This is a genomic window from Varibaculum cambriense DSM 15806 (assembly GCF_000420065.1).
Lineage (GTDB): Bacteria > Actinomycetota > Actinomycetes > Actinomycetales > Actinomycetaceae > Varibaculum > Varibaculum cambriense.
This window is the reverse complement of the sequence record NZ_ATUF01000005.1, coordinates 85,075-99,167: the sequence shown is the minus strand read 5'-3', so window position 1 is coordinate 99,167 and position 14,093 is coordinate 85,075. Positions and strand designations below refer to the sequence as shown.

At 51.0% G+C, this 14,093-nt stretch carries 10 protein-coding genes; 8 read left to right on the top strand and 2 right to left on the bottom strand.

Going from position 1 to position 14,093, the window contains the following annotated elements:
* Nucleotides 1-3,119: Rib/alpha-like domain-containing protein (locus F605_RS0108020; protein WP_162138281.1), on the bottom strand; the 3,119-nt coding region annotated here is incomplete at its 3' end.
* Between the two features lie 305 nt (nt 3,120-3,424).
* On the opposite strand from F605_RS0108020, the gene F605_RS0108015 reads away from it, so the two are divergent.
* The 5 genes from F605_RS0108015 to F605_RS0107995 all read left to right on the top strand — a co-directional run bounded on the left by F605_RS0108015 (nt 3,425) and on the right by F605_RS0107995 (nt 10,035).
* Entirely contained in the window at nt 3,425-4,471 is a 1,047-nt protein-coding gene (locus F605_RS0108015) for an NAD(P)-dependent alcohol dehydrogenase (RefSeq protein ID WP_022865366.1), read from the top strand.
* Between the two features lie 306 nt (nt 4,472-4,777).
* Complete coding sequence (locus F605_RS0108010; RefSeq protein WP_022865365.1) at nt 4,778-6,475, top strand: dihydroxyacetone kinase family protein; 1,698 nt, start codon at nt 4,778-4,780, stop codon at nt 6,473-6,475.
* A gap of 14 nt (nt 6,476-6,489) precedes the next feature.
* Nucleotides 6,490-7,533, top strand: a complete 1,044-nt coding sequence (locus F605_RS0108005; protein ID WP_022865364.1) for an alcohol dehydrogenase catalytic domain-containing protein — start codon at nt 6,490-6,492, stop codon at nt 7,531-7,533.
* Between the two features lie 104 nt (nt 7,534-7,637).
* A complete protein-coding gene (locus F605_RS0108000) occupies nt 7,638-8,672 on the top strand; it encodes a YeiH family protein (RefSeq protein WP_040765520.1) in 1,035 nt (344 codons plus the stop codon).
* 220 nt (nt 8,673-8,892) lie between these two features.
* Nucleotides 8,893-10,035 (top strand): hypothetical protein, encoded by a 1,143-nt coding sequence (locus F605_RS0107995; protein ID WP_022865362.1) that lies wholly within the window; start codon nt 8,893-8,895, stop codon nt 10,033-10,035.
* A 231-nt stretch (nt 10,036-10,266) separates the two neighbouring features.
* Here the strand turns inward: F605_RS0107995 and F605_RS0107985 are convergent, their stop codons facing one another.
* A complete protein-coding gene (locus F605_RS0107985) occupies nt 10,267-10,890 on the bottom strand; it encodes a hypothetical protein (RefSeq protein WP_022865360.1) in 624 nt (207 codons plus the stop codon).
* 310 nt (nt 10,891-11,200) lie between these two features.
* Here F605_RS0107985 and F605_RS0107980 point away from each other — a divergent pair, with 310 nt between their 5' ends.
* The 3 genes from F605_RS0107980 to F605_RS0107970 are packed head-to-tail and all read left to right on the top strand — an operon-like array spanning nt 11,201 to nt 14,081.
* Entirely contained in the window at nt 11,201-11,881 is a 681-nt protein-coding gene (locus F605_RS0107980) for a cyclase family protein (protein WP_027723713.1), read from the top strand.
* A 50-nt stretch (nt 11,882-11,931) separates the two neighbouring features.
* Nucleotides 11,932-12,618: a FadR/GntR family transcriptional regulator gene (locus F605_RS0107975; protein WP_022865358.1), complete on the top strand. Its 687-nt coding sequence runs from the start codon at nt 11,932-11,934 to the stop codon at nt 12,616-12,618.
* 47 nt (nt 12,619-12,665) lie between these two features.
* Nucleotides 12,666-14,081, top strand: coding sequence for a four-carbon acid sugar kinase family protein (locus tag F605_RS0107970; protein WP_022865357.1), 1,416 nt, complete (start codon nt 12,666-12,668; stop codon nt 14,079-14,081).
* Nucleotides 14,082-14,093: the final 12 nt, after the last annotated feature.

Below are 14,093 nucleotides of genomic sequence, written 5' to 3'. Positions count from 1 at the left end.
TCAGTGTCAGCCTTATTCGGGTCGGTACCAAGATCCTTCTTCTCTCGACCATCAGAAACCCCATCACCATCGGTATCAGCCTTCTTCGGGTCAGTACCATCCTTCTTTTCTTGACCATCATTTACCCCGTCACCATCGGTGTCAGGATTCTTCGGGTCAGTACCATTGGTGTTTTCGTCCGCGTCTGGGATGCCATCATTATCATCGTCATCATCAGTCACGTCCGGGATACCATCACCATCAGTATCAAGCTGGAAGACAGCATTGGTCTCATCGGTAACAGCCCCATCCGGGTAAGTAACCACCACCGGAACTTTAACTTCCTCAGCGGTCTGGCCATTGGGCTTCGCGGGTGCCTTAGCGGTTACCGCCCCAGAAGCCTCATCAATACTTACCGTCCAGCCCTCAGGAACAGTCCAACCATCCTCAATCTTATAGATGGTGCCCAAAGGAGGCACCGCACCGGCATAAACCGGCGAGGCAGTCTTAGACTCATCAGGCTTGACAATAACCGCATTACCATAGCCAGGGTTGTAATCCTTCACACCAGGCTTGGTAACAGTCACCTTGGAATCATCCAGTTTATTACCATCTTTATCCTTAACCGTCACCTTAATAACCGTATCCGGCTTAGCATCGCCAGGAACAGTGACCGTAATATTACCGTCCGTCCCAACCTTGCAAGTAGCACCCGCAGGATCAGTGGTACAAACCGTGCCCTCAGGCAACGGGCCATTATCCTTATCCTTGGTCAGCGTCACATCCGTACCCGGAGCGCCACTACCGTCACCCCAAGCCGGACATCCCTTATTAGAGGACGGACCAGCAATCTTCGGACACTTATCCTTAGAATCAGCAACCCCATCATTATCGCCATCAGCTTCAGCGCCAATAGTTGCTTTAGCAGAGCCAGTAACATCTCCGCCCTTATGCTGGTCAGTCTTATCGACGGGCTCATAGCTGACCTTAACAGTTACCTTTTGATCCTTGGCTTCCTCACTAGGAGTACCAGTAATCACGCAACCATCTTTTTGCTCATTCAAAGCAATAGCCAAACCAGCCGGCAAACCCTCAGCACTACAAGCAGTCAGTTTAGCCTTACCAGGATTATCCACCGGAACATTCACCGGAGTAATTTCCTTACCAACCTGACCAGTAATATCAGGAACCTTACCTACCGTAGGCGCAACCGAGCAGCCATTCTTGTCTACCTTCGCGTCCTTAGGAGTACCAGCACACTTATCCTTAGAATCAGCAACCCCATCATTATCAGCATCCGGCTCTTTGACGGTAACCGGAGCCAGAATCACCCTCTCAAAGGCGTCTTTCCCTTTTCCATATGTCAACTTGACCGGAATCAGGTAGCTACCTGGGGTCACGCTGCCAGTCGTCGGATTCAGAGCAATGGTGCCATCAGAGTTAACCTTCGCCCAGGGCTGAGCAGCCACTGTAACCTTAGTCTGATCCACTCCGTTAAGCAGGGAGGCAGGAACGTCACTGGCAGCAGCAGCCGCATAAGTCGTATCTGCAGGAGGCGTAGTGCCATTCTCCTTGTTAATCGGTGCCGCTACCGTGGCTGTCTTATCCAAATCGATGGTCGTTGCTTTATATTCAGGCGTAACTTTAGCAGCGAAACTGTCTTTCGCGATCGCCCGGTCACGGGTTTTCTCCGGGTAGATAGACGCCGTATAAATCTGATCTTTGTCAAGATTAGCCGGAACCGTTAACGAACAAGATTCCACAACCCCGAGGTTTGATGCCTGTGCTGTACAAGTCTTTACCTCTTTACCATCACCATCAGTCCAAACAATGTCATAAGTATTATTCGGAACGAACCCGGTAGCCTTGGTAGGAGCGGTATCGCCCGGTTTTGCCGGATTTGTGGTCTGGTCGTAGGTTTCAATATGGAAGTCTCGTTCCTCAATCCGGAGAGCAAGGTTCACGTTTTCAACGTTTGAAACCGAACCAGTAGTCGCATTTGGAGTCCAGTTCAAACCGTTTTGGTACATATTGTCGCGGAAGTTGTTGAGAGCACCCCCAACACCATCCGGGAGTACCGGAGCCACATACATATATTCTGTGTTTACGTGGCGACTGAGCAGGTTCGCCTTAGCCCAAGAAGCATTTGCACCCTCGGGAACCAACTCTCCCCAGGTACCGGCATTCATAATTCCTTTGGCACTGTAGCTATTTCCCCACAGCCCCTGGAACTGCAGATGATATTTACCATTTGCATCTGTGGTGTCATATACGGTTTCAGCAATCGCGGATTTTCCAGTTTCAGTCTCATAGGCTTTCATAATCTCGCGTTGCGCTTGCCGGAACTCCTCACGCTTATAGTTCTTATGGTCTTTTTTCCACGCGTCGAAACGGCGGGCAACTTCATCCTGAACATAAGCGCCAACTACCTTAACCCCAGGAACCATCACTTCACCGAAGGAAGGCCTAAACGTTGGAACGGCTTCAGAATTTCCTAAAGGTTCCCGCTCTTCATACCAGACTTTACCGACAACGTCGCCGCCTCCCCCTTTGCGGCTACTCTGCTTCCAGGTGTTTTCAGGCGGAAACATCTGCGCAAGCTGGGGACGTTCTTGGAAAGCGATATTGTAGTTTTCAACTAGATTAGCCCCAACCGCTCCATTCCAAGTACCCCGATAGCGATCCTTCGGACCGCCAAAGGTGGAATCGCCTTCGACAAAGGCAAGGGTGTACTTGCTGGGATCGGGATTACCTGCCCAAATCCGCAGCGTTTGACCCGACGTAGCCTCCCACTTGTGAACCGTCCCAAATGCATCTGTCCAATCTGGCAACTGAATAACGTAGGTACCGTCAGGACGAGCCTGGCTGTAGTAAACCGGCGACAATGCGCCCTTCTGCCTTCGATTGTTGTAATCAGTCCATTGCGCATAGACCTTAGCTCCGCCAAGACCTATGTCGCCATCGGAAGCGCCCTGTTTATCATCTGACTCCATGAATGAGCGGCTACCGCTGCGATCGAGGTAGACCCTACCGCTGACACTCTTTTTTTCTCCCAGGGCGTTGCCAGGGGAATAAATCGGGGCATCCGCGTGAGCGGTGCTGGGCGTCAACGCGGGCAAAAATACAATTACCAACGCCACAGCCGCTAAAATCGCACCAAATGTTTTCTGGAACCTAAGCGACCAGCTGGCCGCCTTCGAAGTGCTAACTTTTATCATTGCTTCTCCGTAACTCAGGTTTGTGCGTAAAGAAGCGACTCAACCAGCCTTTATTCAGCGGCAAGGACGCCCCCCCACGGTCTTTTTCCTAGCGTCAATTACGTACCATTATCAGCACGGTATTGACAGACAAAATGATTTCCCCGTTCCTACTTGCCACCCCTGCGCTAGGTCAGGCGGCGGGTTATGGTGGAGGGCAATAACCTTCCCTCCTACAAGGAGCAGCGATGACCCAGGTAAAAGCCTATGCGATAGATTCGGCCACCTCGCCCTTCCACCCCGTGACCTTAGAGCGGCGCGAACCAGAACCCACCGAAATCTACTTCGAGATCAAATACGCCGGGATCTGTCACTCTGATATTCACACCGGACGCGCGGAATGGGGAGAGGTAATCTATCCCCTCACCCCCGGTCATGAAATCGCCGGAATCGTCACCAAAATTGGCTCGAAAGTAACCAAGTTTGCCCTCGGTGACCGGGTAGGGGTCGGCTGTTTCGTGGACTCCTGCGGCAAATGCGAGGCGTGCCAGGCAGGAACCGAACAATTCTGTAATGGCGAGGGCGGGACTATCTGGACTTATAACTGCATGGGGCGCGACGGCGTTCCCACAGCCGGCGGTTATTCCACCGGGATCACCGTGGAACAAGACTACGTATGCCGGATTCCGGACGCGATTCCTCTGGAAAAAGCCGCCCCCATCATGTGTGCCGGGGTGACCTTATATTCCCCGCTCAAACGGCTCGGGGCAGACCCGGGCAAGAAAGTAGCCATCGTGGGCATGGGCGGGCTCGGTCATATGGGGGTACAGATTGCCGCCGCCCTGGGAGCCGAAACCCACGTCATTTCCCGCACTCGCGCCAAAGAAGAGGACGCCAAGCGATTTGGGGCAGTTGCGCTGCACCCCACTTCCGAGAACGGGTCTTGGGAAGGCCTGTACTCCCAGTTTGATCTGGTGGTATCCACCCTGTCTGACGGAGTGGAAATCGATCAGTTGCTAGATTGCGTAAAACCCGAAGGGATCGTAGGGATTGTGGGGCTACCCGAGAACCGTCAGTCCTTCGCCATGGGTAAGTTGGTGGGCAGCCAAAAGATGCTGGCCGGCTCTAATATCGGTGGCATCGCCCTCACTCAGGAAGTATTGGACTTTTGCGCCGAAAAAAATATCGCTCCGCAGATAGAGATCATTTCCGGTGAGCAAATCAATGAGGCCTGGGACAACGTGGTTGCCACTAAGGTGCGCTACCGCTACGTAATCGACACCGCTACCTTCTAAGGGTTATAGCTGTGTCGCTCTCAGGCGCGGCACAGGACGCCAGCAGCACACCCCTCGGATACTGATAGATCCCGCATTCAACAGCAGTAAATTTACCGACTCTTTGGGGGCCATAGAAAATACCAAAGCAAGACAATAAGCCAACATCAGAAACTTAAATAGCACCGGGTAAGGGATCCAAGTAGGAACGTACAGAAATATCCTGGCTGGTGTACTGATGATAAAATCTGTAATTAGATTCTGGATGCACTGGAGTCGTCCCCCAACCTGTTTCATCAAAGGCGTTGAAACTCAAGGAGTTTACAAATGACATATCTTGTTAATAACGAAGAAGAATTTGCAAAAGAGGCCATCGAAGGGTTCGCCGCAGCTTACGAGAGTTATGTTCAACCCGTGCATGGTGGGGTGGTACGCGCAACAACCAGTCCAGATAAAGAAGTCAGCATTGTTGTTGGAGGGGGTTCCGGTCATTACCCTGCCTTCGCCGGCTGGGTAGGGCCGGGAATGGCTCACGGTTCTGTGTGCGGTAATATTTTTTCTTCACCCTCGGCTTCACAGGCAAAGTCAGTTTGTAAAGCAGCCTCCAATGGTGGTGGCACCCTGATCCTTTTCGGTAACTACGCTGGCGACGTCCTCCATTTCGGTAATGCCGCTCAGCAACTTAGCGCCGAGGGCGATGACGTACGCATATTTGCGATTACTGATGACATTGCCTCCAGAAAACCTGAGAACCACCTCGAACGCCGCGGTATAGCGGGAGACCTGTTTATAGTTAAAATCGCGGGAGCAGCCGCCGCAGCGGGGATGAATCTTGATCAAGTCGAAGAAGTGGCTCGGCATGCCAACGACCGCACTCGCACCCTCGGGGTGGCTTTCACCGGCTGCACCTTCCCGGGCGCTAAAGAACCTCTTTTTGAGGTAGAACCGGGAACCTTCGGACTTGGGCTAGGTATTCATGGGGAACAGGGCATCTCTAGCCACGAGATGATGAGCTGTGATGAGATAGCTGAAATGCTTGTTAGCAAGCTGCTGGAAGAAGAACCGGAACGCAGTGAGGGTTACGAAGGACGAGTAGGCGTGCTGGTAAACGGCTTGGGTGCAACCAAATACGAAGAAATGTTCGTCTTCTATAGAGCAGTAAAGAAACTATTGGAGGGCCGCGATCTTGAAATCGTTGCCCCAGTGGTCGACGAGCAAGTCACCTCCTTAGACATGGCAGGCCTGTCGCTAACTCTGTGCTTCCTAGATGAAAAGCTGGAACAGCTCTGGTTAGCCCCTGCAGATACTCCAGCTTTTAAAGTGGGAAATGTGCAGGCATCAGGTGAAAAGCGCATGGTGGAAGCGGATGAAGAGAACACCATTACCGCAGGTAGCAAGGAATCAGCCACTCAAGCGAAGGTAGCTTCGCAAATCTTCGCTGCGTTTGAAAAGAAAGCTCGAGAGGCTGAAAAAGAGCTAGGAAAAATGGATGCGGTAGCTGGTGATGGTGACCACGGCCAAGGGATGGTATTGGGGACAACGGCGGCAGCTAAAGCCGCTGCCGAATGCGTGAAAGCCGGAGCCGGTTTGCGCACTACTCTCGCGCGCGCAGCTGCTGCCTGGTCAGAAGGTGCAGGCGGTACCGCAGGTGCGCTCTGGGGTGGAGCGATCGCTAAGGCGGCCAGCGAACTATCTGACACTGAAGTTGCGCGCGAAGAAGACATTGCCCGCGCCGCTGTTATTGCTGCCCGCACCTTCCAAACTATGGGTGAGGCAAAAGTTGGCGATAAGACAATCGTTGACGCAGCTACGCCCTTTGCCGAAAGCATGGAAACTGCAAAATCACAGTTAGCACTCGCTTGGAAGAAAGCCGCAGAAATGGCAGCCGGCGGTGCAGCCAAGACAGCAGATTTTGTTGCTAGAAAGGGTCGGGCACACAACCACGGAGAAGCATCCCTGGGAACCCCTGATCCAGGCGCTACTTCCTTCGCGTTACTAATGGGCACGGTTCCGGAATTTCTTTAAGGAAAGGAGAAATCATGCGGGCAGCTACTTTAAATGCACCTGAAGACCTACGGCTGGTCGAGAAAGACAAACCCACGCCAGGTAAAAATGAGGTCTTACTGAAAATCGAAGCCAACACGATGTGCGGCACCGACTATCGTCTCTATACCGGGGCGAAAACCTCCGGGATTGCCTATGGCACGGTTCCCGGACATGAGATTGCAGGCAGGATTGTAGAAATCGGCGAGGGCGTCGAGCAGATTCAACCCGACTTGCGCACTGGGCAACAGGCGACGGTTTCAATCGTGGTATCGTGCGGTCACTGTTCCAACTGTCTGCAAGACCGCGAGCACCTCTGCTCAAACCTAGAGCTGTTTGGCTACGCCATCGATGGTGGTCTCCAAGAATACATGCTGGTACCAGAACGGGCCCTGCGCAGAGGTAACCTGATCACTACCAGTAAAGAACTAGATCCTAAGGCTCTTTGCCTGGCCGAGCCTATCTCTTGCTGCTTAAACGGCCTCGATCAATTCAAAGTGAACCTGGGAGAGGTAGTGGCTGTTCTAGGAGCCGGCCCAATCGGACTAATCCACGCACAGCTGGCACTGGCCAGCGGGGCTAGACACGTTTTCGTATCTAACCGTTCCCCGCAGCGCCGCCAAGTGGCAGACCGGCTAGGCGCGATTGGGGTCAGCCCCGATGAACTTGAAGATCGGGTCAAGGAAGTAACCAACGGTGCGGGAGCCGACGTGGTGATCGTGTGTATCGGCGCCTCCCAGCTAGCCCAGGATGCCCTAGTGCTCGCCCGGGATGGAGGACGAGTCAACTACTTCGCGGGATTCCCGAAAGGCTCGATGACGCAGATGGAGCCTAACCTGATTCACTATAAAGAATTGCAGGTTACCGGAGGTTCCAATGCTCGCCGTCGGGACGTAGAACGGGCGATTCAAGTGCTGGAATCGGGGGCTATTAATGTGGAGGAAATCGTCACCCACACCTTCCCGCTTTCAAAAGTGCACGAAGCGTATCAGGCGGTACACGATCGGGTTGGCGTAAAAATTGCGGTAATACCCGACTAAATTCGAAGTAGTTTTAGCTCACGCTTCCGAGACTAGGCAGGTTGCTTTAGCGCTTTCGTTGCTGAATCGTCTGGGCCTTGTGGTATATATGGCAAGTGAATTTTTTGAATAGTTTCAAACGCTTGTTGCCCGGAGTAGCCTACGCGTGCCTAGTCGCTGGTATCGCCTGGCTGATTAACCTGTTTGTACCCTTGTTGTCATCAATGCTGGTGGCGATCCTACTGGGGGTAGCAGTCCGCAACACGAAGCTAATTCCGGCTGTCTGCGAACCCGGTATCGCTTTTTCCGCGAAGACTATTCTGCGCTCCGGGGTGGTGCTGCTCGGTTTCCGGCTTTCGCTACCGGCTATTGCCGCGCTCGGTACCGGCACCATCGTGACTATCATCTGCGCGGTGGCGGCCACTATGGTGGCAGGTTATCTGCTGACCTACTTTATGCGAGTCAGTCACGCCACCGGGATCTTAACTACCTCGGGTACGGCTATTTGTGGAGCTTCTGCCGTCGCCGGGATTTCCCCGGTGGTGTCTGCCCGCAACCGCGAGGATGCCGATGATGCGGTCGCGACCGCTATCGCTTGCGTTACCCTATTCGGGACGCTCTCCCTCGTCGCTTTGCCAGCTGCCGCCCACGGGCTACACCTATCCCCCACTCAAGCAGCTGTCTGGCTGGGAGCTTCTATTCACGAGGTCGGCCAGGTAGTGGCGGCCGCTAATATTTATGACCCGGCAATCTCGGATTTGGCCACGGCCACCAAGCTGGGGCGCGTAGCCTGCCTAGCGATCGTAGTGGCGATTGTAGGCATTATCGAGCGGAGAGTAGTGCAAGTACGCCATGAAAAAGCTGAAAAAGCCAGCTCCGGCAAGCGCCCGCCCTTGATCCCGGGATTCGTTGTGGGATTCCTGATCGCAGTAGCGCTGGCCTCCGTCTTTGCCGGAATTTCCACTGTCAATAGCATTTTCAGCACCCTAGGAGGCACGGTAGCTACTTTGCTCTTGACGGTAGCGATGGGCGCGATGGGAGCCGGGGTAAATCTACGCAACGTGATTAAGTCCGGAGGGCGCGCCCTCGTCCTGGGAGTAATCCTTAGTGTCCTAATCGCGGCAGTCTCGTTGGGATCAGTACTCCTTTTAGTTGACTAACATCCGACTGGAAGACAGCACTCATAGTTGCGATCCTCTCAGCTAAAAAATGCCAAAATTTTTGAGATTCACCCATGAAAAACCACTAGATAAGTACAGCAACTGTAGAGGAAAAGTCTTTTCCTGTTCACGATATCCCGGTGAATATTCTTACTCTTTGTTGGTTCGTAGACTATTAGTAAATGAACTCATCTCGTGATATTTCGCGAAGGAGACGCCGATGGTTCCTATCAACCAAACCCAGTATCTAGTCCTTCAATGGCTCTCAACAGGCATAGGCCAACCACCGAATGAAGCCTGGAAGCTATCCGCCAGGGCGCTCGCAAACCGAAAATTGGTCACGATCAGCAGAAAAGCAGGTATATATACCGCCACAGTAACTAATGAAGGAAAGCGGTACCTTCAAAACAATTCCCCTACCTCCTCGAGCCCAAAGTCACCTCGGCAGTCTTCTACTCCGAAAGTTCCAGCGGCCAGAAAATCAGCTAGGGGAAAAGCGCCGACGTCAACGACAATCAAGCGGACGAAGAAGAAATATCACCCTGCAGTGCGTTCGCTGTCGAATCACCGCGGAGCTCTCCCCCGTGACTGCGAAGCTCAACAACGCGCTATCGATGCCGCAGACGCGCTAGTTAAAGCGATAATTGCTGCCGGATTCAAGTTGGAGGGGCATGAGCAGCCAACTAAAAGTCCAATCACTAACCGGGATCCGTTCACGGGGTGCCCGCTTGTGACTATCAAGACCGAACACTTGGAACTCGTGGTTACTGTTGGTGAGCAGTTAAAGCGAATCCCTCATGAACTCACTGCAAAAGAGAAGGCCGATAACGCCAATAAAACGTGGTTCTGGGAACGTTCGTATGACTACATTCGTACGGGAAAAACATTTTTTCGGATCAAAAACTCCTATGATACGAAAAAATATCTTGAGACGGATCGAAAACCATTAGTGGAATACGTGCCAAGGCTACTTTCCTACGTTACAGAAATGGAGACACAGGCTCAAGAGCGCGAGGAGGCCGCAAAACGTGCGGCTATCGAGCGGGCGGAGCGAGAAGAACAGGCGCGGATCCTGAGCTCTCGACGTAAAGCTTACGATGTTTGGGAAAAAGAGTTAGTTAGTGGTTTTGACGATTGGGACAGACTCCAGCGACTACGCCAGTTCATCGACACGCTCGCTGCTGTTAACGATTCGGAGAATGCTCAGAGTTTCATTAAGTGGTCACGCGATTATGCAGATGCTTTAGACCCAGTCAAAAACTTCCAACCTCCCGCGAGTGAGTTGCCAGACTTATCTCATCAAGAACGAGCACGCTACGGGGAGTTTAAGGAGCAAGCCAGCAGATACGGTTACGGGTGGTGACTGCCCCGTCAACCTGCCGTCTGATTTTTAAATAGATCTGCTTCAATGCGTTCTATTAGTTTCGCATTCTCCATACGATAAGCGACCTCTTGGGCATAACCACGAGAGAACATGTCGCGGTGGTGCATCTTGTAAACCACGTAATCATCTGCTTGCTTTCTCGAGCTTATCTAACGACCCATGTGTGCCCCTATGCGACCTGGTCATTCAGGCGGCACCGAATAGGTCGCACTAGCTGGCAGTAATCTCAATCGTTTCCATATGGCGCAGCATTTTTGGTCCCCACTGTGAATAGATTCCAGAAAACGGTAAAGCCAATTCGGGCAGGTAGTATGGGGACATCGCCAAAGGCAGTTCTCCAGATGAAAGAATCGATGCCTGTTTATCTTTGCACGCGTATTTAACTGTTGCGCATTGGGCAATCGGGAGGGGATTATTTTCCCTGTTTTCGGCGATAAATCTTTCAAGATTCGCTTCACCGTTTCCTTTAGTAATCTTCGCCTTAACTGAATAAGGCTCACATACAACAGTTAGCTCCGTAACCGTGCATCTAGCTGTTCTTTTGAGCGTTTCTCCTAGGCACAAGAAAACCGCACTAAACGGGATGGAGGAATCACTGTCGCATAGCAGGTCTAGGCATAAACCTTTAGCTAGAAAATCACCTTCGAGAAGAGAATAGTCGTTGTAGACAAACTGGGTAGCCCATAAACCGGCATAGCTATCTGGGACTCCCTCAAACCCCAAAGAGCGGGAAAGACGGGCAAATTCGTCGGCAATATCCAACTCTTGCCCATCGCTGGCGATACCATCTTGTGCGCTCCCCTTTATCTGGAATTGCAAAGAATGAAAACGCATGAGCTCTCCCTCCCTTAGCCCTTATTTTAATTCCTTAGAAAAACTGTATTAACCTACCGTTGCGACACTCCCAGGTTTTCGAATTCCAGACGCAGATATTTTCCCGCAGACATTCATTTAACTATTGTTACTGCTCTTACCTACATATTTTGACCGCAGCTTTTCCTTTACCTTTGCTGCATCATATGGCTTTTCACTAATACCTATTGAGAGATCTGATCTTTTTTTGTAGCATGAGATCAGATCTCTTATTGCACGGGATCACACCTTAGATAAATACCACCAGTCAATGTCGACAAAGGAAGAAATCATGTTTATCCATCTATCTCACATTATCGATCCAGAAGATGGCGCTTTCCCGGGCGAACCAACCGCGAAAGTCCACGAAGATTCGGTTCACTCTGATACGCAGCCATTCAATTCCTACATGATCGATCTGCCAAACCATTGCGGAACACATATGGACGGCCCCCGTCACTTCAATAGCCACGGCACCAACTTTTCCGAACTGGGTATTGAAAAATTCGCTTTCATGGGCGATGAAATCGTCGTAATCGATCTCCCAGAGATGAACAAAGAAGGTGCAATTGTTAACAAAGCTGCAGTTGAGCCTTTCGCTGATCAGATCAAAGGAAAGCGTCTGCTGATCATCAGAACTGGGTTCGAGGAGCACAAGAAAGGAAACCCAGATCTCTACGAAAACCGCGGCCCTGCGCTGCACCCAGATCTTTGTGAATGGCTCAACAAGGACTTCCCCGAGTTGGATAGCATCGGTATGGACTGGCTTTCGGTAGCCTCCCCGCTTTACGACTTTGGACCGGAAGCCCACCACTGGCTATTGGGCAACTACACTGGTCACACCATCACTGCCATCGAGGACATGAGTCTGAAGGAACTCGGAGATAAAAAGATAAAGGTCTTGACTATGGGGCCGCTACGTATCAAAGGCGTTGACTCTGCACCTGTAAATATCATGGCACTGGTTGAATAAGGCTTAACGGCAAGCTCGGAAGATACTTGGGTTTCGTAAGTGGAGGAAAGATGGCAACAGGTCTAGTCGATCAAGCGGTAAATGACATTCTAGAAAAAATCCTTGATGGAGTGTTCCCGCCTCTATCCTCCATTCCCAAGGAATCTGAGCTTGCCGATTCACTCGGAATCTCTCGTCTTACGCTCCGCGAAGCGGTAAAGATTCTTCGTGATAGGGGGGTCTTGAAAGTAATGCATGGTAAAGGAACATTTGTAGCAGATCCGAACACATGGAACGACATGAGCACCCTTTTGGATTTTAAGTCAAGACGTACCAACCCTAGAGATTTCGGACTCAAGCTACTGGAAATTCGTTGTTTGCTTGAAGTAGGCGCTGCCGAACTGGCCGCCCTCAATCACACTCCAGAAGATCTAACTGCCATGACGGAAAAGCTAGACGCTTATGACCAGGCGATTTCTGAGGGAGACATACTGAAAGCAACGAAAGAAGACATCGAATTCCATAATGCTGTCTTTTCAGCAAGCAAAAATCCTTTCATCAAGGTTATTCTTCAGCCCCTAGAAAAAGCTATGACTCATAACCGCATTGTGACCACCAAAGATGCAGAAACTCAAGCTAAGGCGCGAATGTTTCATCATAAGATTCGAGACTCTATCGCTTCTGGCAACCCTATTTTGGCCAAAAATGCGATGCTTGCTCACATGGAACAGACTCGTGACTCCCTCGAGAAGGTTTAAGTTCACAGCTGACAACTAACTATAGGTACACACAAAGGAGTGTATTCATGGTCATTGACGACTTACTGAAAGGCAAGAAGCCAGAAATTAAAGTTGACCCAAACGAGGTCGTAGCTAAAAACCAACAGGCACCATTTTATGTAGTGCTAGATGATGATCCGACAGGAACTCAATCTATCTCGGATCTACCGGTAATTACCTCTTGGGATAAAGAAGACTTCCAATGGGCCTTTTCAACCGGCAAGCCAGCCGTATATGTCATGACTAACTCGCGTTCTCTTTCAGCTACAGAGGCAAAAAAAGTCAACGCAGAAGTAGTCCGCTCTGCATTATCTGCAGCGCCTAACGATGTATCTGTCTCATTTATTTCTCGATCCGATTCCACGCTTCGCGGACACTATCCTCTAGAACCCGACACAATTGCGGATGAAATCGAAAAGTTTGGCGCAAGTCATATTGACGGATTCGTGATCGTGCCGGCTTTCCCCGACGCAGGGAGAATCACCATAGACTCAACTCACTATGTGAAAGGCTCGGATGACACTTTCGAGCCTGTAGGTAACTCAGAGTTCGCTAAAGACGCGACCTTTGGTTTTGAGTCGTCGAGTTTGCCCGACTGGATCGAAGAAAAAACCCGTGGCAAAGTAGCTGCCTCGGATGTTATAACACTTGATCTGGATACTCTTCGTAGCAACATGGTCAAAAGCGTTAGCGCGCTACTTAAAGCAAAGAACCGTCAACCGATAGTCGTAGACATTGTTACTGAGAATGACCTACGTATACTCGCCTTAGCTTTGGCGGAAGCAGAAACAAAGGGCGCACATTTTGTCTATCGCGTAGGCCCGCCATTCGTCCGCGCCAGATTGGGGCAGGAAGAAAAAACTCCCCTGAGCGCTGAGGAAGTATTTGGAAAAGACGCTACCACGGTTGATGCTAAGGGAGGATTGATTGTTATTGGCTCTCACGTCGATCTGACCACACGACAACTTAATGCACTCAAGGAATCAGTTAACCCGAAGATACTAGAAGTCGACGTTCATCGCTGCCTAGATCCTGAAGAAAGAGATCAGCTGATAGCCGAGATTTGTGAGGAGGCGTGTAAGACGCTTCAAGAAGAAAATGTGGTGATTCAGACGAGCAGGGAGTTGATTAAGACTGATAATCCTGACGAGTCGTTAGAGATTTCTAGAAAAATCTCAGATTGCGTGGTTCAGATAGTTAACCAGATTGTTCGAAAGGTTAAGCCACGCTTTGTGATTGCCAAGGGTGGAATCACCTCCTCGGATGTAGCTTCCAAAGGATTAGAGATGAAGCACGCAACTGTTCTTGGCCCAGCACTGCCTGGAATCGTCTCTGTGTGGCTTGCCGAGGATGGCATCGGCAAAGGGATCCCCTACATAGTTTTCGCCGGAAATGTTGGCGACGAAAAATCTTTAAGCCTGGTAGTAGAAAAACTCTCCTAGAAAAGTTGAAAG

Bases quoted from the DNA above. Each gene is read 5' to 3' on its own strand.
- F605_RS0108015 (WP_022865366.1), top strand. From the start codon at position 3,425: ATGACCCAGGTAAAAGCCTATGCGATAGATTCGGCCACCTCGCCCTTC.
- F605_RS0108010 (WP_022865365.1), top strand. From the start codon at position 4,778: ATGACATATCTTGTTAATAACGAAGAAGAATTTGCAAAAGAGGCCATC.
- F605_RS0108005 (WP_022865364.1), top strand. From the start codon at position 6,490: ATGCGGGCAGCTACTTTAAATGCACCTGAAGACCTACGGCTGGTCGAG.
- F605_RS0107995 (WP_022865362.1), top strand. From the start codon at position 8,893: ATGGTTCCTATCAACCAAACCCAGTATCTAGTCCTTCAATGGCTCTCA.
- F605_RS0107985 (WP_022865360.1), bottom strand. From the start codon at position 10,890: ATGCGTTTTCATTCTTTGCAATTCCAGATAAAGGGGAGCGCACAAGAT.
- F605_RS0107975 (WP_022865358.1), top strand. From the start codon at position 11,932: ATGGCAACAGGTCTAGTCGATCAAGCGGTAAATGACATTCTAGAAAAA.
- F605_RS0107980 (WP_027723713.1), top strand. From the start codon at position 11,201: ATGTTTATCCATCTATCTCACATTATCGATCCAGAAGATGGCGCTTTC.
- F605_RS0107970 (WP_022865357.1), top strand. From the start codon at position 12,666: ATGGTCATTGACGACTTACTGAAAGGCAAGAAGCCAGAAATTAAAGTT.